Source organism: Amycolatopsis sp. NBC_00345 (assembly GCF_036116635.1).
In the GTDB taxonomy this organism is placed as follows: domain Bacteria; phylum Actinomycetota; class Actinomycetes; order Mycobacteriales; family Pseudonocardiaceae; genus Amycolatopsis.
Map to the genome: position 1 here is coordinate 692,005 of NZ_CP107995.1, position 24,996 is coordinate 717,000.

General features: G+C 70.9%; 19 protein-coding genes. 6 read left to right on the top strand and 13 right to left on the bottom strand.

Annotated features, from left to right (window positions below; genetic code table 11):
• Positions 1–49 precede the first annotated feature (49 nt).
• The 4 genes from zwf to tkt are packed head-to-tail and all read right to left on the bottom strand — an operon-like array spanning position 50 to position 6,436.
• Positions 50–1,585, bottom strand: a complete 1,536-nt coding sequence (gene zwf, locus OG943_RS03275; protein WP_328608161.1) for a glucose-6-phosphate dehydrogenase — start codon at positions 1,583–1,585, stop codon at positions 50–52.
• On the bottom strand, positions 1,582–3,201 hold the full coding sequence (locus OG943_RS03280) for a glucose-6-phosphate isomerase (protein ID WP_328608162.1): 1,620 nt from the start codon (positions 3,199–3,201) through the stop codon (positions 1,582–1,584). Before OG943_RS03280 ends, zwf begins: the two co-directional genes overlap by 4 nt.
• Before the next feature lie 9 nt (positions 3,202–3,210).
• A complete protein-coding gene (gene tal / locus OG943_RS03285) occupies positions 3,211–4,326 on the bottom strand; it encodes a transaldolase (protein WP_328608163.1) in 1,116 nt (371 codons plus the stop codon).
• A gap of 10 nt (positions 4,327–4,336) precedes the next feature.
• Positions 4,337–6,436, bottom strand: coding sequence for a transketolase (tkt, locus tag OG943_RS03290; protein ID WP_328608164.1), 2,100 nt, complete (start codon positions 6,434–6,436; stop codon positions 4,337–4,339).
• Between the two features lie 533 nt (positions 6,437–6,969).
• Between tkt and OG943_RS03295 the strand changes: the two genes are divergently transcribed.
• From OG943_RS03295 to OG943_RS03320, 6 genes are all read left to right on the top strand, one after another.
• On the top strand, positions 6,970–7,950 hold the full coding sequence (locus OG943_RS03295) for a heme o synthase (protein WP_328608165.1): 981 nt from the start codon (positions 6,970–6,972) through the stop codon (positions 7,948–7,950).
• Positions 7,951–8,108: 158 nt separating this feature from the next.
• Positions 8,109–10,394 carry a HelD family protein gene (locus OG943_RS03300; RefSeq protein ID WP_442874685.1) on the top strand — a complete coding sequence of 762 codons (2,286 nt, stop codon included), beginning with the start codon at positions 8,109–8,111 and terminating at the stop codon, positions 10,392–10,394.
• 10 nt (positions 10,395–10,404) lie between these two features.
• Positions 10,405–10,929, top strand: coding sequence for an FKBP-type peptidyl-prolyl cis-trans isomerase (locus OG943_RS03305; protein ID WP_328608166.1), 525 nt, complete (start codon positions 10,405–10,407; stop codon positions 10,927–10,929).
• A gap of 219 nt (positions 10,930–11,148) precedes the next feature.
• On the top strand, positions 11,149–11,484 hold the full coding sequence (locus OG943_RS03310; RefSeq protein WP_328608167.1) for a helix-turn-helix domain-containing protein: 336 nt from the start codon (positions 11,149–11,151) through the stop codon (positions 11,482–11,484).
• A 15-nt stretch (positions 11,485–11,499) separates the two neighbouring features.
• Positions 11,500–12,369, top strand: coding sequence for an ImmA/IrrE family metallo-endopeptidase (locus tag OG943_RS03315; protein WP_328608168.1), 870 nt, complete (start codon positions 11,500–11,502; stop codon positions 12,367–12,369).
• Positions 12,366–12,980, top strand: a complete 615-nt coding sequence (locus tag OG943_RS03320) for a hypothetical protein (protein WP_328608169.1) — start codon at positions 12,366–12,368, stop codon at positions 12,978–12,980. The genes OG943_RS03315 and OG943_RS03320 overlap by 4 nt, the downstream gene beginning before the upstream one ends.
• Positions 12,981–12,997: 17 nt before the next feature.
• Here OG943_RS03320 and OG943_RS03325 read toward each other — a convergent pair whose 3' ends face one another.
• The 9 genes from OG943_RS03325 to OG943_RS03365 all read right to left on the bottom strand — a co-directional run bounded on the left by OG943_RS03325 (position 12,998) and on the right by OG943_RS03365 (position 24,859).
• Entirely contained in the window at positions 12,998–14,011 is a 1,014-nt protein-coding gene (locus tag OG943_RS03325; RefSeq protein ID WP_328608170.1) for a hydroxyacid dehydrogenase, read from the bottom strand.
• Positions 14,008–14,868 (bottom strand): carbohydrate ABC transporter permease, encoded by an 861-nt coding sequence (locus OG943_RS03330; protein ID WP_328608171.1) that lies wholly within the window; start codon positions 14,866–14,868, stop codon positions 14,008–14,010. Before OG943_RS03330 ends, OG943_RS03325 begins: the two co-directional genes overlap by 4 nt.
• Positions 14,865–15,821: a carbohydrate ABC transporter permease gene (locus OG943_RS03335; RefSeq protein WP_328608172.1), complete on the bottom strand. Its 957-nt coding sequence runs from the start codon at positions 15,819–15,821 to the stop codon at positions 14,865–14,867. Before OG943_RS03335 ends, OG943_RS03330 begins: the two co-directional genes overlap by 4 nt.
• A gap of 18 nt (positions 15,822–15,839) precedes the next feature.
• Entirely contained in the window at positions 15,840–17,165 is a 1,326-nt protein-coding gene (locus tag OG943_RS03340; protein ID WP_328608173.1) for an ABC transporter substrate-binding protein, read from the bottom strand.
• A gap of 9 nt (positions 17,166–17,174) precedes the next feature.
• Entirely contained in the window at positions 17,175–19,589 is a 2,415-nt protein-coding gene (locus tag OG943_RS03345) for a glycoside hydrolase family 2 protein (protein WP_328608174.1), read from the bottom strand.
• 15 nt (positions 19,590–19,604) lie between these two features.
• Entirely contained in the window at positions 19,605–20,987 is a 1,383-nt protein-coding gene (locus OG943_RS03350; protein ID WP_328608175.1) for a hypothetical protein, read from the bottom strand.
• Positions 20,988–21,055: 68 nt separating this feature from the next.
• Positions 21,056–22,090: a LacI family DNA-binding transcriptional regulator gene (locus tag OG943_RS03355; protein WP_328608176.1), complete on the bottom strand. Its 1,035-nt coding sequence runs from the start codon at positions 22,088–22,090 to the stop codon at positions 21,056–21,058.
• Between the two features lie 47 nt (positions 22,091–22,137).
• Positions 22,138–24,084, bottom strand: a complete 1,947-nt coding sequence (locus tag OG943_RS03360; protein ID WP_328608177.1) for a DUF2264 domain-containing protein — start codon at positions 24,082–24,084, stop codon at positions 22,138–22,140.
• A 16-nt stretch (positions 24,085–24,100) separates the two neighbouring features.
• Positions 24,101–24,859, bottom strand: coding sequence for a sugar phosphate isomerase/epimerase family protein (locus OG943_RS03365; RefSeq protein WP_328608178.1), 759 nt, complete (start codon positions 24,857–24,859; stop codon positions 24,101–24,103).
• Between the last annotated feature and the right edge of the window lie 137 nt (positions 24,860–24,996).

The following is a 24,996-nucleotide window of genomic DNA, read 5'->3' on the forward strand; positions in this document are numbered from 1 at the left end:
GGGATACCCGCACCCAGTCGGCGTCCGCGATCGGCTTCGCGATTGTTGCTCACGGACGCCTCCAGTTCCGGCCGGTACGCTCCAGCATCTCGTCCGCGCTCTTGGGACCCCAGGTCCCCGGCGGGTACTGCTCCGGCGAGCCCTTCTTGGCCCAGCTGTCGAGGATCGGGTCCAGGATCTCCCAGGACAGCTCGACCTCTTCGTTCACCGGGAACAGCGAAGGCTCACCCAGCAGCACGTCGAGGATCAGCCGCTCGTACGCCTCGGGGGAGGACTCGGTGAAGGCGTGCCCGTAACCGAAGTCCATCGTGACGTCGCGGACCTCCATCGTGGTCCCCGGCACCTTCGAACCGAACCGCAGCGTGATGCCCTCGTCCGGCTGCACGCGGATGACCAGCGCGTTCTGGCCCAGCTCCTCGGTCGACGTCGAGTCGAACGGCAGGTGCGGGGCGCGCTTGTAGACCACCGCGATCTCGGTGACGCGGCGGCCGAGCCGTTTGCCGGTGCGCAGGTAGAACGGCACGCCCGCCCAGCGGCGGTTCTGCACCTCCAGCGTCACCGCGGCGTAGGTCTCGGTCTTGGAGTCCTTCGCGAACCCGGCCTCCTGCAACAGGCCCGGCACCTTCGTGCCGCCCTGCCAGCCGCCGGCGTACTGCCCGCGCGCGGTGGTCTCGTCGAACGGCTCCAGCGGCTTGGTCGCCGCCAGCACCTTCGCCTTCTCCGCGCGCAGCGCCTTCGGCTCGAACGACAGCGGCTCGTCCATCGCGGTGAAGGCGAGCAGCTGCAGCAGGTGGTTCTGGATGACGTCGCGCGCGGCGCCGATCCCGTCGTAGTACCCCGCGCGGCCGCCGAGGCCGATGTCCTCGGCCATGGTGATCTGCACGTGGTCGATGTAGTTGGCGTTCCAGATCGGCTCGAACAGCTGGTTCGCGAAGCGCAGAGCCAGGATGTTCTGCACCGTCTCCTTGCCGAGGTAGTGGTCGATGCGGAACACCGACTCCTCGGGGAAGACGTCGTTGACGATCGCGTTCAGCTCTTCGGCACTCTTCAGGTCGTGGCCGAACGGCTTCTCGATGACGACGCGGCGCCAGGTGTTCTCGTCGGCGTTCGCCAGCCCGGAGCGGGCCAGCTGCTTGGTCACCACCGGGAACGCACCGGGCGGGATCGACAGGTAGAACGCCGTGTTGCCGCCGGTGCCGCGCTCGATGTCCAGGTCCTTGACGGTCTGGGCGAGGCGGTCGAAGGCGTCGTCGTCGTCGAAGGTGCCCTGCACGAACCGGATGCCCTCGGCGAGCCGGTTCCAGACCGACTCCTTGAACGGCGTCCGCGCGTGCTCCTTCACCGAGTCGTGCACCAGCTCGCCGAAGTCCTGGTGCTCCCAGTCCCGGCGGGCGAACCCGACCAGCGAGAAGCCCGCGGGCAGCAGCCCGCGGTTGGCCAGGTCGTAGATGGCGGGCATCAGCTTCTTGCGGGCCAGGTCGCCGGTGACCCCGAAGATCACCAGGCTGGACGGGCCGGCGATGCGCGGGAGCCGCTTGTCCCGCGCATCGCGCAGCGGGTTCTGCCACTCCGAGGACGCGGTCATTCTCCGACCTCCTGTACTGCGCGGACCAGCTCGGCCAGCCCGGCCGCGCGGTCGGTCAGGTGCAGCCGCAGCACCGGGCGGCCGTGCTCGGCGAGCACCTGGCCGTCGCCCAGCGCCTGCGCGTGCTGCAGCTGGCCGAGGGTGTACGGGCGGTCCGGCACCTCGATGTCCTCGGCGACGGCGCCGGTGACCTGGAGGAAGTTGCCGTTCTGGTGGCCGCCCTTGTGGTACTGCCCGGTGGAGTGCAGGAACCGCGGGCCCCAGCCGAACGTGGTCTGCAGGCCGGTGCGCTTGGCGATCTCGCCGCGCAGCAGGGCCGTGGACGCGTCGTCGAGGCGGTCGAGGTAGGCCTGCACCGCGACGTAGCCGTGCTCCGGGGCCGAGCCGAAGAACGCGCGCAGCACGTCCGCCAGCTTTCCTTCGGTGGCAACGCCTTCACTGCCGAAGATCTCGACGGCACCGTCCACATTGGACGCAGTCTCGCCGCCCTTCAGCTTCTCCGGGTCGTCCAGCAACGCGCGCGTGGCCTTCTTGGCGGCCTCGACGTCGGGCTGGTCGAACGGGTTGATCCCGAGCAGCCGTCCGGCGAGCGCGGTCGCGAACTCCCACAGCAGGAACTGCGCGCCGAGCGGGCCGGTGACGGCGATCTTCGCCGCGCCCTCCGGCGCGCCGATGGCGACCGGGGTGGCGTCGGACTTCGCGTCGGCGAAGCCGGGCGCGTCCGGGCCTTCGACGGCGACCGGCAGCAGGCCGGTGCCGAGCTTGCCGGTGGACTCGGCGATCAGCTGCTCCGCCCAGTCGGGGAAGCCCTTGATGCCGGAGCCGGTGTCGGCCAGGACGACCTTCTCCGCGCCGTCCTCGTGGGCGGCGGCCCAGGCGGCGGCCAGCTTGATCGCCGGGTTGTCCGCCGAGTCGGAGCCGAGGATCCCGGCCACCGCGGCGGCCTGGTCGAGCAGTCGCGCGACGTCCGCGCCGGCCAGCCCGGCGGGCACCAGCCCGAACGCGGTCAGCGCCGAGTAGCGGCCGCCGACGTGCGGGTCGGCCAGGAAGGTCTTGCGGTAGCCCTCCTTCTCGGCCAGCTCGGAGAACGGCGAGCCCGGGTCGGTGACGACCACGATCCGCCGCCCGGCGTCGATGCCCGCGTCGGCGAACGCCTTCGCGAAGATCCGCCGGTGGCTGTCGGTCTCCATGGTGCCGCCGGACTTGGACGACACCACGAGCACCGTGCGCTCGAGGTCGCCCGCGAGCGCGTCGGCCACCTGGCCCGGGTCGGTCGTGTCGAGCACGGTCAGCGCGACCTCGGACGTGCCGGCGATGACCTCCGGCGCGAGCGAGGAGCCGCCCATGCCGGCGAGCACCACCCGGTCGACGCCTTCGCTCCGCAGCTCCGTGCGCAGCGCCTCGATCTCGCCGATCAGCGGCCGGGACGACTTGTGCAGCGACGTCCAGGACAGCCGGATCGACGCCTCGGACTCGGCGTCCGGGCCCCACAGCGTGGCGTCGTTCGCGGCGAGCTTGGTGGCCGCCTGGTCGGCGACCAGCCGCTCGACCAGGGGCGCCGCCTTGCCTGCCAGTTCGGCGTCGACGATCTCGACGCCGGTTTCATCCCCTGTCATGGTTCTGGCTCAGCCCTTCGCGTTTTCGAGCTGGCCGGTGACGGTGTCGAGCAGTTCCTGCCAGGACTTCTCGAACTTCTCCACGCCCTCGTTCTCGAGGGTGACGAACACGTCGGCGATGTCGATGCCCACGCCGCTCAGCTTGTCGAACACGGCCTGCGCCTCGGCGCCGCGGCCGGTGACCTGGTCACCGGTGACTTCGGCGTGGTCGGCGGCGGCGTCGAGGGTCTTCTCGGGCATCGTGTTCACGGTGTCCTTGACGACCAGCTGGTCCACGTACCGGGTGTCGGAGTAGGCCGGGTCCTTGACGCCGGTGGAGGCCCACAGCGGCCGCTGCGCGTGCGCGCCGTCGGCGGCCAGCGCCTTCCAGCGGTCGGTGTCCAGCAGCTTCTCGAAGGCCGCGTACGCGAGCCGGGCGTTGGCGATGGCCGCCTCGCCGAGCAGCGCCTTGGCCTCGTCGGTGCCGATCGCGTTCAGCCGCTTGTCGACCTCACTGTCCACACGGGACACGAAGAACGACGCGACCGAGTGGATGCCCTTGAGGTCGTGGCCGTTGGCCTTCGCCTGCTCCAGACCCGCGAAGAACGCCTTGATGACGTCTTCGTAGCGCTCCACCGAGAAGATCAGCGTGACGTTGACGCTGATGCCCTCGGCCAGCACCGCGGTGATGGCCGGCAGGCCCTCCTCGGTGGCCGGGATCTTGATCAGCACGTTCGGCCGGTCGACCGTCTTCCACAGGTCCTTGGCCTCGGCCACCGTCTTCGCGGTGTCCTTCGCCAGGCGCGGGTCCACCTCGATGGACACGCGGCCGTCGACGCCGCCGCTGGCGTTGTAGACGTCGCGGAACAGGTCCGCGGCGTTGCGCACGTCGGTGGTGGTCAGCTCGCGCACGGTCCCGTCGAGGTCCGCGCCGCGGTCGGCCAGCTCCTTCACCTGCGCGTCGTAGGCTTCGCCCTTCGACAGCGCGTTCGCGAAGATCGTCGGGTTGGTGGTGACGCCGACGACGTGCTTGTCGCGGACGAGCCCGGCGAGGTTGCCCGTGTTCAGCCGCTCGCGTGACAGGTCGTCCAGCCAGATCGAGACCCCGGCCTCGGAAAGCTGCGCGAGCCGATCAGTGGTGCTCATGGTGATCCCTTCAGTTCTGGGTGTTGGCGATCGAGCGACGGGCGGCGTCGGTGACTGCCTCCGCGGTGAAGCCGAACTCACGGAACAGTGTGGTGGCATCGGCCGACGCACCGAAGTGCTCGATCGAAACGTTCACCCCGGCGTCACCGGTGAAGCGGTGCCACGACTGGGCGATGCCCGCCTCGACGGACACGCGCGCCTTCACCGACGGCGGGATGACGGAGTCCCGGTAGGACTGGTCCTGCGCGTCGAACCACTCGACGCACGGCATCGACACGACCCGCGCCTTGACGCCGTCGGCCTCCAGGGCCTGCTTCGCCGCGACCGCGAGCTGGACCTCGGAACCGGTGCCGATCAGCACCACGTCCGGGGTGCCGTCGGAGTCGGCGAGCACGTAGCCGCCCTTCGCCACGCCTTCGGCGCTGGTGCCTTCGAGCACCGGCACGTTCTGGCGGGTGAGCGCGAGGCCCGACGGGTGGTGGACGTCCTCCAGGACGGCCTTCCACGCGTACGCGGTCTCGTTGGCGTCCGCCGGGCGGACGACGTTGAGGCCGGGGATCGCGCGCAGCGCGGACAGCTGCTCGATCGGCTGGTGCGTGGGGCCGTCCTCGCCCAGGCCGATGGAGTCGTGCGTCCACACGTAGGTGACCGGCGCCTTCATCAGCGCGGCGAGCCGCACCGGCGGGCGCATGTAGTCGGAGAAGATCAGGAACGTCGCGCCGTACGGGCGGGTCCCGCCGTGCAGCGCGATGCCGTTCAGGATCGAGCCCATGGCGTGCTCGCGGATGCCGAAGTGCAGCGTCCGGCCGTACGGGCTGGTCTGCCACATGTCCGTGGCGGCCTTCTCCGGGCCGAACGAGTCGGCGCCCTTCATGGTGGTGTTGTTGCTCTCCGCGAGGTCCGCGGAACCGCCCCACAGCTCGGGCAGCGGCTCGGCCAGCGCGTTCAGCACCTCGCCGGAGGCCTTGCGGGTGGCGACGCCCTTGGCGTCCGGCGCCCACTTCGGCAGGTTGTCGGCGAAGCCCTCGGGCAGCGTGCGGGTCGACATCCGGTCGGCCAGCTTCTTGCGCTCCGGGTTGGCCGCGGCCCACGCCTCGAACTGCTCCTGCCACTCGGCGCGGGCGGCCTTGCCGCGGTCGAGCGCCTTGCGGGTGTGGGTGATGACCTCGTCGTCGACCTGGAAGCTCCGCGCCGGGTCGAAGCCGAGGATCTCCTTGACGGCGGCGACCTCTTCGGCGCCCAGCGCGGCGCCGTGCGCCTTGCCGGTGCCCATCTTCTTCGGGGCCGGGTAGCCGATCACGGTCCGCACCGCGATGAACGACGGACGGCCGGTTTCGGCCTTCGCGTTCTTGATGGCCTCTTCGAGCGCGACGACGTTCTCGCCGCCCTCGACGAACTGGGTGTGCCAGCCGTAGGCCTCGTACCGGGCGACGGTGTCCTCCGAGAGGGCGATGTTCGTGTCGTCCTCGATGGAGATCTTGTTGTCGTCCCAGAAGACGATCAGGTTGCCCAGCTCCTGGCGCCCGGCGATGGACGAAGCCTCGGCGGTGACGCCCTCTTCGATGTCGCCGTCGGAGGCGATCGCGTAGATGTAGTGGTCGAAAACGCTCTCGCCGGGAGCGGCGTCCGGGTCCAGCAGGCCGCGCTCGCGGCGGGCGGCCATCGCCATGCCCACGGCGTTGGCCAGGCCCTGGCCGAGCGGGCCGGTGGTGGTCTCGACACCCTTGGTGTGGTGGTACTCCGGGTGGCCCGGGGTCAGCGAGCCCCACTTGCGCAGCTGCTTGAGGTCATCGAGTTCGAGGCCGAAGCCGGCGAGGTACAGCTGGATGTAGAGGGTGAGGCTCGAGTGCCCGGCGGACAGGACGAACCGGTCGCGCGCCGGCCACTCCGGGTCGGCCGGGTCGAGCCGCATGGTCCGCTGGAACAGCGTGTAGGCGAGCGGCGCCAGGCTCATCGCGGTGCCGGGGTGCCCGCTGCCGCAGTTCTCCACGGCGTCGGCGGCCAGCACCCGGACGGTGTCGACGGCACGGGTGTCGGTCTCGGTCCAGTCGGCGGGCACGGCGCGCCGGAGCAAAGGGTTGTTCTCGCTGGTAGAAGCGGTTTCGGACACTGAACTCGAACTCCCCGTCCTGAGGTTGTGGCTTGCTTTCCTTCATGGTGTAGCCGGTGCGCACTGCCAGTAATCTCAATCGATCCCGAAGGGACGATATTCCTGCTGGCGGCAGCGCGCAGGCGCACCACTCGGCCCGTCGCGGTCAGCCTAGTGCTTGGGGTGTTCGCAGGCAGTCGCGACAGACGCGGGTGTGACTTCTGTCCGGGTGACGGCCGCGGTGCACGCCCCGGTGCTGGTCACCGACCGTACGAAGTGGACACGCCCTGAAGGGGTCCTTGAGGGCATATAGGTCCCTGAAGGCCACCATGAGGGACTTGTACGCCCTCAAGGTGGCCTTCAGGGCGGTATCACCCAGTCCGTCACGCGGGCCCGCGTGACGGAAGAGACAGACCCGGCGCGAGAGAGGCCCCGCGATCACCGACCGGATTCCCCGCGTCTAACATCGAGCGCGGGCCTGGTCCGGGAGATTCACCAGTGTCACCGCGGTCTTCCGGGCCGCCGCCCGGCCCCGAACTGACACAGGGAGTGAAATGTCGTTGGTGAACGCTGCGCACGGACGCAGTGAAGACACCAGCGCCGTACACCCGACCGGTGAACGACCGCACGGTGCCCGGCGAAGCGTCCGCCAGGTGGTCGGCGCTTACGCGGCGCTCTCCAAGCCGCGCGTGATCGAGCTGCTCCTCGTCACCACTATTCCGGCGATGTTCCTGGCCGGGCGCGAGATCCCGTCGCCGTGGCTGGTGCTCGCCACGCTCGTCGGCGGCACGATGGCCGCGGGCAGCGCGAACGCGCTCAACTGCGTGATCGACGCCGACATCGACAAGGTGATGAACCGGACCAAGCGGCGCCCGCTGGTCAAGGACTCGGTGCCGCGGCGCAGCGCGCTGATCTTCGGCCTGGTGCTCGGCGTCGCGTCCGCCGTCGTCCTGTACTTCACGGTGAACTTGCTTTCGGCGATCCTCGCGATCGCGACGATCCTCTTCTACATCTTCGTCTACACCCTCGGCCTCAAGCGGCGGACTTCGCAGAACGTCGTGTGGGGCGGGGCGGCCGGCTGCATGCCGGTGGTGATCGGCTGGGCCGCGGTCTCCGGCACCGTGCAGTGGCCCGCGTTCGTGATGTTCGGCGTCATCTTCTTCTGGACCCCGCCGCACACCTGGGCACTGGGCATGAAGTACCGCGACGACTACGAGCGCGCGGGCGTGCCCATGCTGCCGGTGGTCGCCAGCGCGCAGCACGTGGCCCGCCAGATCGTCATCTACTCGTGGGTGATGGTCGCCTGGACGCTGCTGCTGCTGCCGGTGACGAGCTGGCTGTACGCCAGCTTCGCGGTGCTGGCCGGCGGCTGGTTCCTGTTCTACGCGCACAGCCTCCAGGCCGCGGTCCGCCGCGGCGAGGAGACCAAGCCGATGTCGCTGTTCCACCGCTCGAACACCTACCTGATGATCGTGTTCGTCGCGCTGGCCGTCGATTCGGCGATCGGGCTGCCGACCCTGGGCCTGCCGTTCTAGACTGTTCCCCCGTATCCCGCGGTGCCGTCGAGGTCACTTGGCCTCGGCGGCACCTTTGTGAATGGGCACAGTTGTGCGAACCGGGAATCCCGGGGCGCACCGGGTGCGTTGGTCTTCGGAAGGCTCATCCTTGCCCCGACGTTGAAAGCAGGCTGCTCTTGTCCGTGTCCCCGGACCGGGAAACAGACGGCACCCTCGTGGACGGCACGCCCGAGCACGCCGCCGAGCTGGCGCGTGAGCAGGCGTACGTGACCACCTTGTACGTGAAGCTCGACTCCGAACGGGTCGAGGCCCAGCGGCGGCTCGACGTCACGCTGAAGCAGGCCGGCGGCACCCCGCAGGCGCGCACGGAGCGCGACGTCGCGACCACGCTCTACACCGACCGCCTGGCCCAGCTGGGCTCCGTCGAGCAGGGGCTGTGCTTCGGCCGGCTCGACTTCCTGCCCGAGCAGGCCGAGGAGACCACCTACATCGGGCGGCTCGGGCTGTTCGACGAGGACGACGAGTACCGGCCGCTGCTGGTCGACTGGCGGGCGCCGGTCGCGCGGCCGTTCTACCTCGCCACCGCCGCGTCGCCCGACGGCGTGCGCCGGCGCCGTCACCTGCGGTCGCTGACGCGCAAGGTCACCGGCTTCGACGACGAGGTGCTCGACCTCTCCGCCGCCGACCAGGGCCAGGACCTCGGGCTGGCCGGCGAGGCCGCGCTGCTGGCCGCGCTGGAGCGCCGCCGCACGGGCGAGATGAGCGACATCGTCGCGACCATCCAGTCCGAGCAGGACCGGATCATCCGGGCGCCGCTGGGCGGGGTGATGGTGGTGCAGGGCGGGCCCGGCACCGGCAAGACCGCCGTGGCGCTGCACCGGGCCGCTTACCTGCTCTACACGCACCGCCAGCAGCTCACCACCCGCGGCGTGCTGGTGGTCGGGCCGAACAGCACGTTCCTGCGCTACATCGGGCAGGTGCTGCCGTCGCTGGGCGAGACCGGCGTGCTGCTCGCCACCGTCGGGCAGCTCTACCCGGGCCTGGACGCCGACGGCGCCGAGTCCCGCGAAGCCGCCGAAGTGAAGGGGCGGCTGGTGATGGCGGACGTGCTCGCCAACGCCGTCCGCGACCGCCAGCGGGTGCCCGAGCCGGTGCTGGAGATCGAGTACGAGCGCGACCTGCTCAAGCTGGACCGCAAGACCTGCGCCGAGGCGCGCACCCGCGCCCGCCGTTCGCGCCGTCCGCACAACCTGGCGCGGCGCCTGTTCGTCTCCGACGTGCTCGACGCGCTGACCCGCCAGGCCGCCCGCAAGCTGGGGGAGGACCTGCTCGACGCGCAGGACGTCCAGGACATCCGCGCCGAGCTGGCGGCGGACAAGGGCATCGCCGCCGCGGTGGACTCGCTGTGGCCGAGACTCACCCCGGAAGGCCTGCTCGACGACCTGTTCGCCGAGCGCGAACGCCTCCGCTCGGCCGCCGGAAAGCTGCTTTCCGAAGCGGACCGCGCGCACCTGGAGAGCGGCCGCGAGGCGCACTGGACCCCGGCCGACGTGCCGCTGCTGGACGAGCTGTCCGAGCTGCTGGGCGAGGACGACACCGACGAGCGCGCCGAGCGCCGCCGCCGCGACCGCGTGGAGCGCGCGTACGCCGAGGGCGTGCTGGACATCCTGGAGCAGGACGACGAGATCGTCGACGAGGAGCTGCTGCGGGTGTCGGACGTGCTGGACGCGGAGCTGTTCGCCGAGCGGCAGCAGGCGCGCAGCGAGCTGACCGCCGCCCAGCGCGCCGCGCAGGACCGGACGTGGACGTTCGGGCACGTGATCGTGGACGAGGCGCAGGAGCTGTCCGCGATGGACTGGCGGCTGCTCATGCGCCGCTCGCCGAACCGGTCGATGACCCTGGTCGGCGACGTCGCGCAGACCGGGGCCGCGGGCGGCGCGAGGACGTGGGACGAGGTGCTCTCGCCCTACGTCGCTGACCGCTGGAAGCTGGAGCAGCTGACGGTGAACTACCGCACCCCGGCCGAGATCATGGCCGTCGCGGCGCGGGTGCTGGCCGAGCTGGACGTGGACCTGAAGGCGCCGACCTCGGTGCGGGAGACCGGGTTCCGGCCGTGGTGCGCGCCGTCCGCCGACCTGGCCGCCGACCTGCCGGGCTTCGTCGCGGCCGAGCTGTCCGCTGTGGACGGTGGCACCGTGGCCGTGCTGACGCCCGCGTCCCGGGCCGAGGCGGTGCGCGAGCTGCTGGGCGTCTCGCCCGACGACGAGCGTGTCAGCGTGCTCACCGTGGAGCGGGCGAAGGGCCTGGAGTTCGACTCCGTGCTGCTGGTCGCCCCGGACGAGATCACCGGCGGCTCGCCGCGGGGGCTGAACGACCTGTACGTGGCCCTGACGCGCGCGACCCGTCGGCTCGGCGTGGTCCAGACCGGTGACGCTGTTCCGGCGCTCGACGGCCTTGGCTAGGGTGCCGGTCATGCAGAAAATCGGCAAGATCGCCGCCGTGGCCGTCGCCGTCGCGGCCGCGGCACTCAGTCTCACCGCGTGCGGCGGCAGTGACCAGCCCGCCGCCGCGGCCGGCCCCAAGCGCGAGTGCACCGCGGACGACATCAAGACCACCGGGAACTTCGGCCAGGTGCCGACCATCACCATCCCGGACAGCTGCGACCCGCCGAAGAAGCTGATCACCAAGGACCTGTCCGAGGGCACCGGCCCGGCGGCGGCCAAGGGGCAGCAGCTCAACATGAACTACCTGCTGGTGACCTGGTCGAACAAGCAGAAGCTGGACAGCTCGTTCGACCGCGGCCAGACCTTCCCCCTCACCCTCGGCGCGGGCGACGTCATCCCCGGCTGGGACCAGGGCCTCGAGGGCATCAAGAAGGGCGGCCGGCGGCTGCTCATCATCCCGCCCGACCTGGCCTACAAGGGCGGCGGCAACGGTGTCGCGCCCAATGAAACGCTGGTCTTCGTCACCGACGCGGTGTCGGTCGGCGCTGCCTGAGCGGGTAGTCCGACGGGTCAGCGCGGGGTGCCGGACGGACATCCCTGGCGGCATTGTGGGCCGAGCCGACGAAACGGCCGGGACATTCGCTTGCCGGTCGGTGGGTGGATTCATTCCTCTTCGGACAGTTGAGCTGCTCGTGCTGGCGCTCTGGACCGGGCCGAGCTACACTGAATCACGCACATCGATCGTGATTCAGTCCGGAAGGGGGAAGTGACGATGGCGACCAGTGTCGGGCCGCTGATCGAGCGCGCTCGTGTTGCCGCGGGTCTCAGCCAGCGTGCCCTTGCGGACGCAGCCGGTATCTCGCAACCCACCTTGTCGCGGATCATCTCCGGGGACCGGACGGCGAAGATGCCGGAGGTGGTGGCGATCGCGTGGGCGACCGGGCACACCGTCGCCCAGCTCACCGAGGCCGGAGCGGTGGCCGACCGGGTGCAGTACGCGGCGCGAGCGACCAGCGACTCCGATATGGATCGCATGCGGGAATCGCTGCTGCACTTCATGGAGCTGAACGATTACCTGGATGACCAGGCCATCCCCGCCACGGTCTGATACGAGTGGACGACCTTGAACGCCGAGACTGAGGGACGGGCGGCCGCCGCGCGATTCCGCCGCGAGCATCACCTGGGCGTGCAGCCGTTGGGCGACCTTGTGGCGGCCATCGAGCAGGCGACCGGGATCGACGTGGCCATCCTCGAAGCAGGCCCGGATGAGCACGGCCTGACCATGCGGGATCCTGCGCGCGACGCCGTGTTCATCGGCGTCGCGCGCACCCGGAACCCGATGCGGCAACGCAGCACGCTCGCCCACGAACTCGGCCATGTGCTGTTCCAGGACTGGACAGACGGTATCGTGGGCAGCTGGAGCGAGCGGACTCCTGCGGAGATTCGAGCCGATGCCTTCGCCCGGCACCTGCTCGCGCCGGTCGATGGCCTGCGTGAGTTCCTCGGGAACCGGGAACCGGTGACCCAATCCACGCTCTCCGAGGTCGTCCAGCGGTTCCTGGTGTCACCGCAGATTGCGGCCATTGTGCTGAATCAGGCCGAATACATCGATGACGACACCAAGCACGAGTGGATGGCGCTGACCGCACCACAACTGGCCACCCGGTTCGGATGGAGCGACCAGTACCGCGCATTGCAGGGCGACTCCGATCAGCGGAGGGCGCCACAACGGTTGCTTGCCCGCGCGATCAAGGGCTACGAAGAAGGGGTGCTGTCCGCGCAGGCAATCGCCACCTTGCGCGGCATCACGCCAGGCGCCGCCGAGGCGGACCTGCGCGAGGCGGGCGTTGTGCCCGTCCAGCGGGCGATCGCGTGGGCTGTCTCCGCCGAGTTGCCTGCCGTGCAGGTGGACTTGGCCGCCTTGGACGCGGCCCTCAATGCGCCAGACGATGATGACGGCGATCCCACGGCAGATGCGAGTGAGGCCGGGTGAGTCACCCGCCGATCATCGACGCTGGACCTGGCCTGAACTTCTTCTCCATCAATAAAGAGCGTCTCCTCATCGGCGTCCTCGGGCCGCTCAGCGCTCCGGAGACGGTGCAAAATGAGGTGCTTCGCAAGTCCCGGCAGGATGAACGTTTCCGCGCCGCCGCCGTGGTTTGGCGAAAGCTGACACCGGCATGGATGAGGGTGCTCTCCGACGCTCAGACGCCCGAACTCGCAGCAGCGGTCCACCGGATCACCCGGCAATCCATGGAACAACGGTTGAAGCACCCCAAAGACCTTGGCGAGACCATGGTCATCGCTCACGCGGTCGTTGCCGCCGAAGCAGGTGAGACCGTGACCGTTCTCATCGACGATGGACCAGGGGCGCGAACTGCCACTGCGGAGATCAGCCGGCTCCAGCGGTTTCAAGCCGGCGGTCGCGGTGTCGGGTCGATCAGGCTGGTGAGCACGCTGACCGTCCTGGAACTCGCGGCAGGCACTCAGCACGTCCCCGACAAGCCCGCGATGCGTGCCATCTACGCCCGCCTGCGCTGCCTCGATGACGGCCTGCCGCCGATCGAGAAAACCAGTCTCCTCGAGTCTCCACGCTGGTCCTGAAATCTGACGAGGCGTCCTCAAGCCAGGAAGTCCAGCCGTTCCGGTCGTACGGGATGGGCGAAGCCGGTGCCCGCCGCCCAGCGGGCCGCTTCGGTGGCGGCGAAGTCGGCGAGGCGGCCCAGTTCGTTGCCCTGGGAGCCGGCGACGTGCGGGGTGATCAGCACGTTGTCGCAGGTCCACAGTGGATGGTCGGCGGGCAGGACCTCGGGGTCGGTGACGTCGAGGACGGCGCGGACGCGGCCGGCGGTGGCGGCGTCGACGAGGGCCTGCTGGTCGAGCACCGCTCCGCGGGCGGTGTTGAGCAGGACCGCGCCGGGGCGCATCGAGAAGATCAGGTCGCGGTCGACGAGGCCGCGGGTGGCCGGCAGCAGCGGGGTGTGGACGCTGACCACGTCGCTGTGCGCGAACAGCTCGGCCAGCCCGGCCGGCTGGACGCCCAGCTCGCGCGCCTCCGCCGCGGAGACGTACGGATCGTGCAGCAGGACGCGCAGATCGTACGGGCGCAGCAGTTCGATGACGCGGCGGCCGATCATCGACGCGGACAGCACCCCCACAGTGCGGCGGTAGTTGCCCAGGTCCGGCCCGCTGAACCCATCCGGGCGAGACCGCGCCGCCCGGTAGCCGCGGGCCTGTTCCAGCACCTGCTTGCCGGTCAGCAGGATCATGGCGACGGTGTACTCGGCGACCGGCAGCGCGTTGGCGGCCGCGGCCGAGGACACCTCGATGCCACGCTCCCAGCAGGCCGGCGTCACGTGACCGCGGATGGAGCCGGCGGTGTGCACGACCGCCCGCAGCCGGGGCGCGGCGGCGAGTGCCGCGGCGTCCAGCGGCGGGCATCCCCAGCCGGTGATCAGCAGTTCGGTGTCCCGCAGCACGGCCGCGGCTCTCGGCGTGGTGAAGTCGTCGAGTACCGGGCCCGGCGCCACGTCACAGGACTCGGCGAACGCGGCCCGGGCGGCGCTGGTGAGGACCGCGGCGGCCGCGTCGGGGGCCATCGCGAACGCGGCCGCGGGACGGCGCCCGCCGGTCACTTCACCGCCCCCGCGGTCAGGCCGGAGCGCCAGAACCGTTGCAGCATCACGAAAGCGATGATCAGCGGCAGGACCGCGAGCAACGATCCCATGACGACGACGGGGTAGTACTCGGGCGAGACGAGGGCCTGGCTGTTCCAGGTGTAGAGCCCGAGGCTGAGCGGGTAGAGGTGCTGGTCGGACAACATCACCATGGGCAGGAAGAAGTTGTTCCAGATCGCGGTCAGCTGGAACAGGAAGACGGTGACGAAGCCGGGGCCGAGCATCCGCAGCGAGACCCTCAGGTACGTCACGAGTTCGCCGGCGCCGTCGATCCTGGCCGCCTCCAGCACGTCGTTCGGCACGTACCCCTCGCTGAAGATCCGGCCGAGGTAAACGCCGAACGGGTTGAAGAGCACGGGAATGAGGACCGCCCAGACGGTGTCCACCAGGCCGACGCCGGACGCCGTGAGGTACAGCGGCAGCGCGAGGACCGTCTGCGGCACCATCACGGCCGCGAGGACCAGGCCGAAGAGCTTCTCCTTGTGCCGGAAGCGGAACTTGTCGAAGGCGTAGCCGCACGCCACGCTGATCAGCGCGCTCACTGCGGCACCGACGACCGCGTAGAGCAGGCTGTTGGCGTACCACCGGCCGTACAGCCCGTCGTCCATGGTGAACAGGGCGTGCAGGTTGGCCCCGACGGAGAAGTTGCCGAAGTCGAGGATGTTGCTGCCGAACAGGGCGTCGCGGTTCTTCGACGCGGCGAGCACCAGCCAGAGCACCGGCAGCACGGTGTACAGGACGGCGATGCCGACCACGGTGGTGGCGGCGGTGCGGCCGAGCAGCCTCGGGCGCACCAGCACGGATCCGGTGCTCATCGGGCGGTCTCCTCACCGGTGCGGTTCGTCCAGCGGGTGACGCCGTACGACAGGGCGATGGTGCAGATCAGCAGGATGACCGAGGCGGCCGCGGCCAGGCCGTAGTTGTTGCGGGTGAAGGCCGCGTCGAAGATGTACATGCTCGGCGTGTACCGGGAGCCGATCATCGGGGTCGACTGGCTGAGCAGCATCGGCTCGGTGAACAGCTGCAGCGCCGCGATGAGGGTGAACATCGCGACCATCACGATCGCCGACCGCACCAGCGGCGCCTTGACCTGTACCGCGGTGCGGACCCCGCCGGCACCGTCCACAACGGACGCTTCGATGATCTCGGGCGGGATGGCCTTCAGCGCGGCGTAGAAGATCACCACGTTGTAGCCGAGGTTGCTCCACACGGCGATGTTCACGATCGAGGGCAGCACGGCGTGCACCCCGAGGAAGTCGAGGGTGATGTCGCCCTTGGCGAACAGGGCGATGATCGGGCTGATCCCCGGCGTGTACAGGTACAGCCAGATGATCCCGGCGATGATGCCGGGCACCGCGTGCGGCAGGAACAGCCCCAGCTGCGCCACGGCCCGCAGCCGCACGGCCCCGGAGTCGAGCAGAAGGGCCAGCGCCAGCCCGCAGACCACCATCAGCGGGATGTAGATGACGCAGTACAGGGCCACGGTGCCGACGCTGCCGAGGAACGTCGGGTCGGTCAGCACCGCCGCGTAACTGCGCAGGCCGACGAAGACCGTGCGCTCCGGGCCGATCCCGAGCCCCGGCCGGTCCGCGCCGAAGAAGCTCAGCCACACGGCGATGCCGACCGGGATCAGGAAAACGGCCACCAGCAGCCCGAAGAACGGCGCCATCAGCACCGCCGCCGCGCCGGATCCGTTGCGGCGGGCGCGCCGGGCCGGCGCCGGTCCCGGCGGCTTGCCGGTACGGGCCGAGGTCAAGGTCGTGGCCATCGGTGTCACCTGCCTTCCTCAGCTGCTGTGCTGGGTAGTGGCCAGGCCGAGCGCGTCGAGGTCGGGCATGGTGCCGGCCTGGGCCGCGCGCACGGCGTCGATGAGGGTGCCCTGGCCGGCGCCGGCCCGGGCGAAGCCGTCCTGCATGAGCCGCTGGGTGGCGGTCATCCGCGGACCCCACACCCAGCCCGGACGGATCTTCGCGGCCTCCTGCCGGAACAGGGTGAAGATGTCCTGCCCGCCGTAGTAGGCCCGGTCGAACGCGGTGCGGCCGACGTCGAACAGACCAGGCGCGGCCGGGTACGAGCTGCTGATCCCGCTGGAGAGCCGGGCCTTGAGCGCGTCCGGGTGCGAGGCCTGCCAGGCGATGAATTCCATTGCGGCCTCAGGGTTTTCGCTGTCCTTGGTGATGGCGAACGCGGAGCCGCCGTGCGTGCCCAGCGCCGGGGACCGCGGCTCCCACTGCGGCAGCGGGGCGATCCGCCACTTGCCCGCCTGCCCCGGCTGCGCGGACATCTGCGAGCCCGCGCCCCAGGCGCCGGCGAGCCGGGCGAGCACCAGCCCCTGGCCGATCTGGGCGTTGGCCTGCTGGCTGTCCACGGCGTTGACGAAGACCAGGTCCTCGTCGATCAGCTGCTGCCAGTACGCGGCGACCTTGCGGGTGGGGGCGTCGGCCAGTGACACGTTCCACGCGCCGGTGCGGGTGCCGAACCACTGCGCGCCGGCCTGCCAGGAGTACGAGGAGAACTCGTTGGCCCCGTCGGTGGCGAACAGGACCAGCCGCCGCTGCTGGGATCCGCGGCGCACGGTGCGGGCCGCGTCGGCGAATTCGTCCCACGTGCGGGGGAGGGCGAGGCCGTACTCGGCGAACAGGTCGGTGCGGTAGTGCAGCACCATCGGCTCGATGTCCAACGGCACGGCGAACGTCCGGCCGGCGAGCGAGGTGAGTTCGATCGACTGCGGCAGCAGGGCTTTGCGCAACTCGTCGGACACCAGGCCGGTGATGTCGCGCAGGATGCCGTCGATGGCGAAGCCGGGGATCTGGGGAATGTCGACCGTCACCACGTCCGGGCCGTTGCCGGCGCGGGCGGCGTTGCTCAGCTTGGCGTAGCCGCCCTGGCTGCCGCCGGGGAGCTGCTGGAACTCGACCTGGATGTGGTCGTGGGTCCGGTTGAACTCGTCGACCACCTGCTGGCTGCCGCGGATCGCGGCCCAGAAGGTGAGGCGTACCGGACCGCTTTTGCCGCTGCTGGTGCCGCCACCGGAGCAGGCGCCCAGCGCGGCGGCCATCGGGACGGCGGCCGCCGCGGCGAGCAGGGACCGGCGGCTCAGTCGAGCGGGCATCGTTGCCTCCTACGACTTCGGTACGGATTTCGGTATGGAACCGGCCAGGTGCTCGATGCGGGGTACGGCGCCGGCGATGTCCTGGCCGGTCAGGGTGCGCGGCCGGCCGGGCAGCAGGTCGACCAGGTTGTCGCTCCAGGCGACGGACCGGGGTGCGGGCACCCAGACGCCCTTGGCCGGACGCCGGGCGGTGAGCCGGATGGCGTTCTGGTCGAGCACCGTCACCTGCAGGTCCGGGTCGGCGAGGGGATGCTCACGGTGCGGCTCCGGCCAGCGGGTGTGCCCGGCCAGCACCGTGGTGTCGGCTTCGAGCCGGGCCTGGATCACGACGTCGGCCGGCAAGTGCGGGATGGTGCCGAGTTCCACGGCGCGGCCGGCGGGCAGCAGGCACGGCGCCCGGTGCACTACCTCGGCGCCCGACGCGTTCAGGCCGGCGATCTCGACGACCAGTTCGGCGCTCAGGTCGTGGGGCGTGTCGTTGACCGCCCACGCCGTGCCGCCGTCCGCGAGGCCGATCGCGACGGGGGCAAGGGCCCGTCGGATGGCGTAGTAGGCGGGTTTGCGGAAGCCGAGGTGGTCGATGAGCGCCCAGCTGATCGCCGGCCAGCAGTCGTTGAGCTGCCACGCCAGCGCACCGGAGACGACCCGCCGCCCCGCGCCCTGCCACTGGCGGCGCCAGGCGTGGATCGCGCAGGTCATCGCCTCGGCCTGGACGAGCTGGGTCCGGTAGCGGTAGGCGTCCAGCTCCGCGGTGGCGCCGAAGTTGTCTGCCACATAGGAAGCCAAGCGGCGCGGGCCGTCGACGGCCTTGTTCCGGTGCTCCAGGGTGCGGGAGCCGAGGTGCCGCTCGTCGACCGGGATGCACGCGTCGAGCGTCTCCGGGGCGGGGAAGGACTGCATCCCGAACTCGCTGACGAAGCGGGCCGGGAACCGCGCGTAGTCCTGGTACCGGGCCTGTTCACCGTGCCAGACATCCCAGATGTGCTGGTCGCCGCGCGTGTCCTCGTCCGGGTAGGGGCTGCCGGGCCAGTACGGGGTGTGCGGGTCGGCCGCGGCCACGATCGCGGGCAGGAGTTCCTCGTAGTAGGCGCGGGCCGGGAAAGCGCTTTCTTCGGTGACCGGATAGCGGCCTTCCTCCCTGGCCAGCGAGTAGTCCTCGTTGTTGCCGCACCACAGGACGATGCTCGGGTGGTGCTGCAGCCGGGCGACGGCGGCCTCGGCTTCGGCCGCCACCGAAGCGGTCATCCAGTCCGGGGCGGGGTACTGGCCGCAGGCGAACATGAAGTCCTGCCAGACCGTCAGGCCCAGCTCGTCGCAGAGGTCGTAGAAGAGATCGGGCTCGTAGATGCCGCCGCCCCAGACGCGGATCATGGCCAGGTTGGCGTCGGCGGCCGCGGTGAGCAGGTCGCGGTAACGCCCGGCGGTGATCCGCGGGGTGAAGGAGTCGGCGGGGATCCAGTTGGCGCCGCCGCAGAACACCGGCCGGTTGTTGATCTCGAAGTGGAAACCGGTGCCGTCGTGGCCGTCCAGCGGCTCCTGCACCAGCCGGACCCGGCGGATCCCGACGTGCAGCTCGCGGCGGTCCAGTTCGGCCCCGTCCCGCAGGACGGTGACGGTGAGGCGGTAGCGGTCCGCGGCGCCGTGGCCGCGCGGCCACCACAGCCGCGGCCGGACGACGTCGAAGGACAGCTCCTCGTCGAGGCCGGCGTCCGTCTTGGCGAGCAGCGCCCCGTCCGGGCCGGACAGCTCGGCCCGGAGCGTGAGCCCCTCCCGCTCGGCCGTGTCGAGGCCGACCCGCACCGGCACGCTGGCCCGCGTCAGGTCTTCGGTCACCTCGATCGGGCAGGTCACCGAGGTGATCGCGGCGTCGTACGCCTCCAGGCGCACCGCCTGCCACGGGCCCGCGGTGATCAACGTCGGGCCCCAGTCCCAGCCGTAGTGGTACCCGGCCTTGCGCACCCACATGCGGCTGGCGTCGCCGGTGCTCCAGTCGCCGAGCACCCCGCCGGCGGACTCCCGCTCCTTGCCGCGCCGCCACGCCGACTGGAAGCTGATCTCCAGCTCGTTCCCGGTGGGCCGCAGCCGGTCGCGCACGTCCACCCGGTGCGGGACGAACATGTTGTCGCACACCAGGATTTCGCTGCCGTTGAGCGTGACCGTGGCGAAGGTGTCGAGACCGTCGAGGCACAGCGCGACCGACGGCGCCCCGCCGAAGCCGTCCGGGAGGTCGAAGGCGCACCGGTACGTCCAGTCGCGCTCGCCGACCCACTGCACGTCGTCTTCGTTCGTGCCGAGGTGCGGGTCGGGGATGCGGCCGGCCGCGAGCAGGGCCTCGTGCACGGTGCCGGGCACGGGGGCCGGCAGCCAGTCGTCGCGACCGGTTTCCGTTACGCCCCAGCCGTCCAGGGGCAGAACCTTGCGCATGGATTTCCCCAACCGTCAGAGCACGGTGAACGTGCTGGCGCGGTCCAGGCCGGTCGCGGCGGTCCAGGCCGCGGCGTTCGCGATCGTCTCGGCGCGCTGGTATTCGAGCTTGGTGCCGGCACGCAGTGAGACGCGGTTCTTGTCGACGACCATCCCGGCCGGTGGTGTGGTGTGCGCGAAGTACGTGTAGTTCTGCGCCGCGTCGTAAAAGGTGTTGTCCGTGATCGACAGGCCGCCGCAAGGCAACTCGGTGTCGTAGAACAGCAGCTGGGTGCCCTTGCCCGCGGTGTCCGGCCGGACCCCCGCGCCCCACGAGTAACCCGCCTGCCGGCAGTCGTTGCCGGCGAACGAGCAGTCCGTGAAGCCGTAGCCCGAGCCGGTTCCCGTGCCCTGGCACCACATTTCGAACGACTGCGTGCAGTTGTGGATGGTGCAGCCGGTGACGTGCACGCGGGTCCAGCCGGTCTGGGCGCCGGTCTGCTTGCCCTGATAGGTGACGGCCACGTCGTACGCGTCGTAGATCTGGGTGCTGGTAACGGAAATGTCGCTGCCGCCGATCCAGATCTCCACCCCGTTGCCGTAGCGGGTGTTCGCCGGTCCGCTCAGCAGCTGGGAGCCGCCGATCTCGTGGATGACGCAGCCGGAGACGGTGACGTTGCTGATCAGCCCCGGGGACCGGAAACCGTGGCCGCCGCTGCCCACCAGCTCCAGGTCGCGCACGGCCACCGAAGACTGGGCGGTGACGAGGTTGCCGTCGACCGCGGCCCGGACCACGCCGGCCAGCGCGGGATTGCCGGCGAGGCGGACGTACAGGTACTGCGTGTTGTCGCTGTAGAAGTCCCAATCGCCCGCGAGTGCGTCGAGGGTGAAGCGCTTGCGCGCGCGAACCACGCCGTCCACCCGCAGGAAGCCGACGTTCACGTTGGCCGAGCCGGTGTTTCCGGTGTACGCGCCGGAATTGGCGCTCAGGTCGATCCGCCAGGTCTGGGCGTCGTACCGGGTCCAGCCGGCCTCGATGGTGCACACCTTGTAGCTGGTCAGCTGGGGGAGGGCGCCGACGCCGTACGCGCCGAAGACGAGTTGCCGCGTGGCGTCCGTCGATGGCGGGATGGCGTCGATGGCGCCGTAGAAGGTGTCGCCGCGGCGGAACAGCACCTGGTCGCCGCGGGTGATCCCGCCGTCCGCGAGCGCTTTGTTCACCTGCTCGACGGTGCGCCACGCCCGGGTGGAGCCGAGCCCGTCGGCCCGGTCGGAGCCGGTCTGGCTCACGTGGAAGGTCCGGCCCGTGGTCTGGGCCGAGGCCGTGCCGGCGAACCCGCCGGCGAGGGGAACGGCCAGTGCCGCCGCGAGGACGGTGCGCCTTTTGAGGGGCGTGCCGATGGAGTGAAGCAGGTCCATGCCGACCTCCGGTCTGTCGTCGACCGACGAGTTGTGCTCGGCATCACAGCACCGAACCGGTTCAGTAGTCAAGCTCTTGACGGTGCGTCCTTGGCCCTCGCGGTCGTGCCCCGCGGGATCAGCCGGGCCGGCTCGGCGGTGACCTCCCCGGCCGGCCCGCCGCCGATGACGCTGATCAGCAGCTCCGTCGCGGCCCGCCCGTATTCGACGACGTCCACCGACACCGCGGTCAGCGGCGGATAGGCGAACTGGCACAGCGGGGAGTCGTCCCACGCCACGATCGACAGGCCGCCGGGGACGTCGACACCCATCTCCCTGGCGACGCCCGCCCCGGCCACGGCCATCACGTCGTTGTCGTAGATCAGCGCGGTCGGCGGGCTCGCCTCCGCCAGCAGGCCGCGGGTGATCTCGGCGGCCCGCTCCAGCGTGTAGTCGGCGTAGATCGTGCGCGCGGTGCCCGTCACGCCCAGCCGCCGGAGCGTGGCGCCGAAGGCCCGGCCGCGCTGGCGGATGTGCAGGAACTCCCGCTGCCCGGCGACGTGCACGATCCGCCGGTGCCCGAGCGCGGCGAGGTACTCGACCACCGAGGTCATCGCCGCCGTCTCGTCCTTGCGTGCCACGGACAATCCGGCGTGGCGCCGTGGATCGCCCATCACGGTCGCGGGCAGGCCCAGCTGCTCCACCAGCTCCAGCCGGGGATCCCGCACCCGCAGGTCGAGGATCAGCAGGCCGTCGACCCGCCGCTCGGACGCCCACTTGCGGTAGATCGCCATCTCCTCGTCCAGATCGCCGACGACCTTCAGCATCAGGGCGAACCCGGACCGGGCCAGCTCCAGCTCGATCCCGGAGGTCAGCCGCATCAGGAACGGCTCGACGCCGAGCAGCATCGCCGGGCGGGCCAGCACCATCCCGATCACCTGCGACCCGGACCCGGACAGCGCGCGGGCGGCGGGGTTCGGCCGCCAGCCGAGTTCCTCGGCCACGGCCAGGATCCGGCGGCGGGTCTCCTCGGAGACCCCCGGCTGGCCGTTCAGGGCGTAGGACACAGTGCCCTTGGCCACGCCGGCCCGGCGGGCGACATCCATGATCGTGGGGCGCTTCATCCGCACCTTCCTCCAGGACTGAACCGGTTCGGTAAACCGTACCCTCCTCAGGCCGGAGGCGCTGGCAGGTCGACCTCGTCCCGGCTGCCGTCCGGCCATGTCACGACGGCCGCCGATCCGTCGCCGGTGACTCGTAACCCGGCCGAGGCTGCCGGCCCGGCCACCACTTTGGACAGGCACACCAGCACCGCGATCACCTCGCCGGCGGTGGCGTCGGCGGTCAGGTACGGCGTCGCGGAGTGCGGACCGAGCGCGTTCGCATCGGTGGCTTCGTCGATCGCGCCGACGGCGGAACCGCGCAATGCCGCCACGGTGCTGGCCAGACCGTCACCACGCCAGGCCCAGGCCACGTCGGCTCCGGTCGCGCGCTGCGGCGGTTCGGCGTCCGCCAGGCAGTAGCCGCCGATCCGCACGCGCACGGAATCCCCGGCCACGCCGTCGACGCGGACGAGCCGTACTTCCAGCGGCCCGTTCACCAGCGACGCGGTGGTGACCCACGGCCCGGTGCGCCACGCGGGAATCGGCGGATCGTCCGAGTACGGCCGTGGCGGCGTCCCCTCCGGCCAGTGGGCGCGGTGGCGGGACACCGCGACCCGCGCACCGAGGTGCACCCGGGTCAGCGGGCTGCGATGCGAAGGACGGCCGGCCGCGTCCAGCACGGCGACGTGGGAATCGACGGGGTCGGTGCGCGCCGCCTCGGTGGCGTCGGGCGCGGCGTGGCTGGCGTAGCCGATGCGGGCGTACAGCGGGTCGTCGGCGCCGGGGCCGGCGGGATCGGTGTGGTCGCTGCCGTGGTTGACCACCCGCACCACCCCGTCGGCGGCCGTGGCGGACACCAGCCAGCCGGGCGCGGTGAGCGTGCGGTGCACATCGCCGGCCTCGACGGCCAGCGGCTCCTCTCGCTCCGTCCACACGGGATGCTCCGGCGGCAGGACCAGCCCGGCGAAGCCCTTGCTCGACCAGTACGGCGACCCCGGCCCGGAGTAGACCTGCCGCATCCGCGGGAACTCCCCGTGCCACCCGAGCACCTGCAGCCCGCGCTCGTCGAAGCAGCCGGCGTCGAGGAAGTGCCGCAGCACCCCGCTTGCCAGCCGCCGGGTCCGGCCGGGGGACAGCGGGGTCGCGTCGAAGGCGGCGCCGGTCCAGAACGGGGCGAGCATCGCGTACCGGTAGGTCAGAGACCGCCCGTGGTAGACCGGGGCGCCGTCCGGGGCGATGAGGTGCTGGACGTCGTCGAGGTAGCGGCGCAGGCGGTCACGGTAGCGCTCGACAACGGCGGGATCCGCGTCGTCACCACTGATGCGGCAGTACCAGAGCGCGTAGAACTGCATCGCCCAGCCGCAGTAGTAGTCGAAGTTGCGCAGCTCCGGTGCCCCCGGCTCGGCGCCGTCGGCGTACCAGCCGTCCACCTGCCAGTCCTCGGCCCGCTCGATCGCGTAGCCGATGTCGTGCCCGCTGTACGGCGCGCCGACCGAACGCAGGAACGCCGATGTGACGCACCGGAACCACAGCCAGTTGTTCTCCGGCACCCACACGCCGAGCATCCCGGACATCCAGTCGACGATCCGCTGCCGCACGGCGTCGTCGAGCCGGTCCCAGATCCACGGCCGGCTCTCGTGCAGCGCGATGGCGAGGGAGGCGCACTCCACGCGGGCCTGCGGGCGGTCGCGCACGTCCGGCCAACGCTCCGCGGAGGCGGGGTCGGTGCCGGCCGCCAGCCCCCGCGCGTACCACTCCGCGTGCCCGCCCGGATCCGTGTCACCGGACTGCGCGAGGCGGAAACCGGCGAGCAGGAACGTACGGGCGAAACCCTCCAGGCCGTCGCTGTGCCGGCCGGAGGCGCTGGCCGGACCCGGCAGGTGCAGCAGGGCGTGCTGCTCGGTGGCGTACGGGCGAACGGCGGCCAATGCGTTGTCGGCGACGGTTTCCCAGTGCGCGCGGGTGAAGCCGGTGTACGGGGAGAGGCTGCGGTCGTCCGGGACGGAGGTGGGCATCGAGGCGAATCCTTGCTCAGTCGATCCAGCTCAGCAACGTTGCGGCATCGCGGCGTAACGCGTCGGGATCGTCGCCGGCCACGAATTCGAGCAACGCGTGCCGGGTCAGCCCGTCCGCAGCCAGCTCCGCCAGTACCGGCTGCCACAGGTCGCCGCGGTCGGCGAGCGGCAGCCGTTCGGCCGGGCCGGGCGGGCCCCAGCTGAAGACGTGCACCGAGGGCACTTCCGGGAGCAGCGCCCGGATCTGCGTCATGGCCGGCGCGACGGGTTGTTCGCCGCGTGGCTGCCAATACGGCACCACGGCGGGGTGATGGAGTTCCCGGAGCAGTCGCTGTGTCGACTCGAGCGTGTCGGTGAGTGTGTCGACGTGGTACTCCAGCGCGAGCCGCAGGCCGCGTTCCTGCGCCGCGTCACCCGCTGCCCGCAAACGGGCCGTCACCAGCGCCCGGTGGTGCGGGGACGACTCCGCCGAGCCGAGCCGGCCGGCCCACACGCGCACCAGTGGCGCGCCCAGCAGCGCGGCGGTGTCCAGTACGGGACCCAGCTCGGCGGGGTCGCTTTCGCCCGCACGGTAGTAGGAACCGTAGGCGGCGACGGCGATCCCGGCCGCGGCGCACCGGGCGCGGGTACGTTCCGCGGCATCGAAATCCCCGGCCGGCACGTGCACGTCGCCACCCCATTCGACGGCACGCAATCCACATTCGCCCGCTAGATCGATGATCTCGGGCACGCCGCGATCCCGGAACGTCACCGAGACCAGACCTGGAACGATCATCGTAACCGCCCGCCGTGACAGTAAGCGCTTTCCATCGGTGATGAACCTACACCGCGGCGATGGTGGCGCGCCATCTAGAGAGCGCTTACTATCCGGGGAAACTCGGAGGTGGTGTCGTGGGCACAGAGGTACCCGCC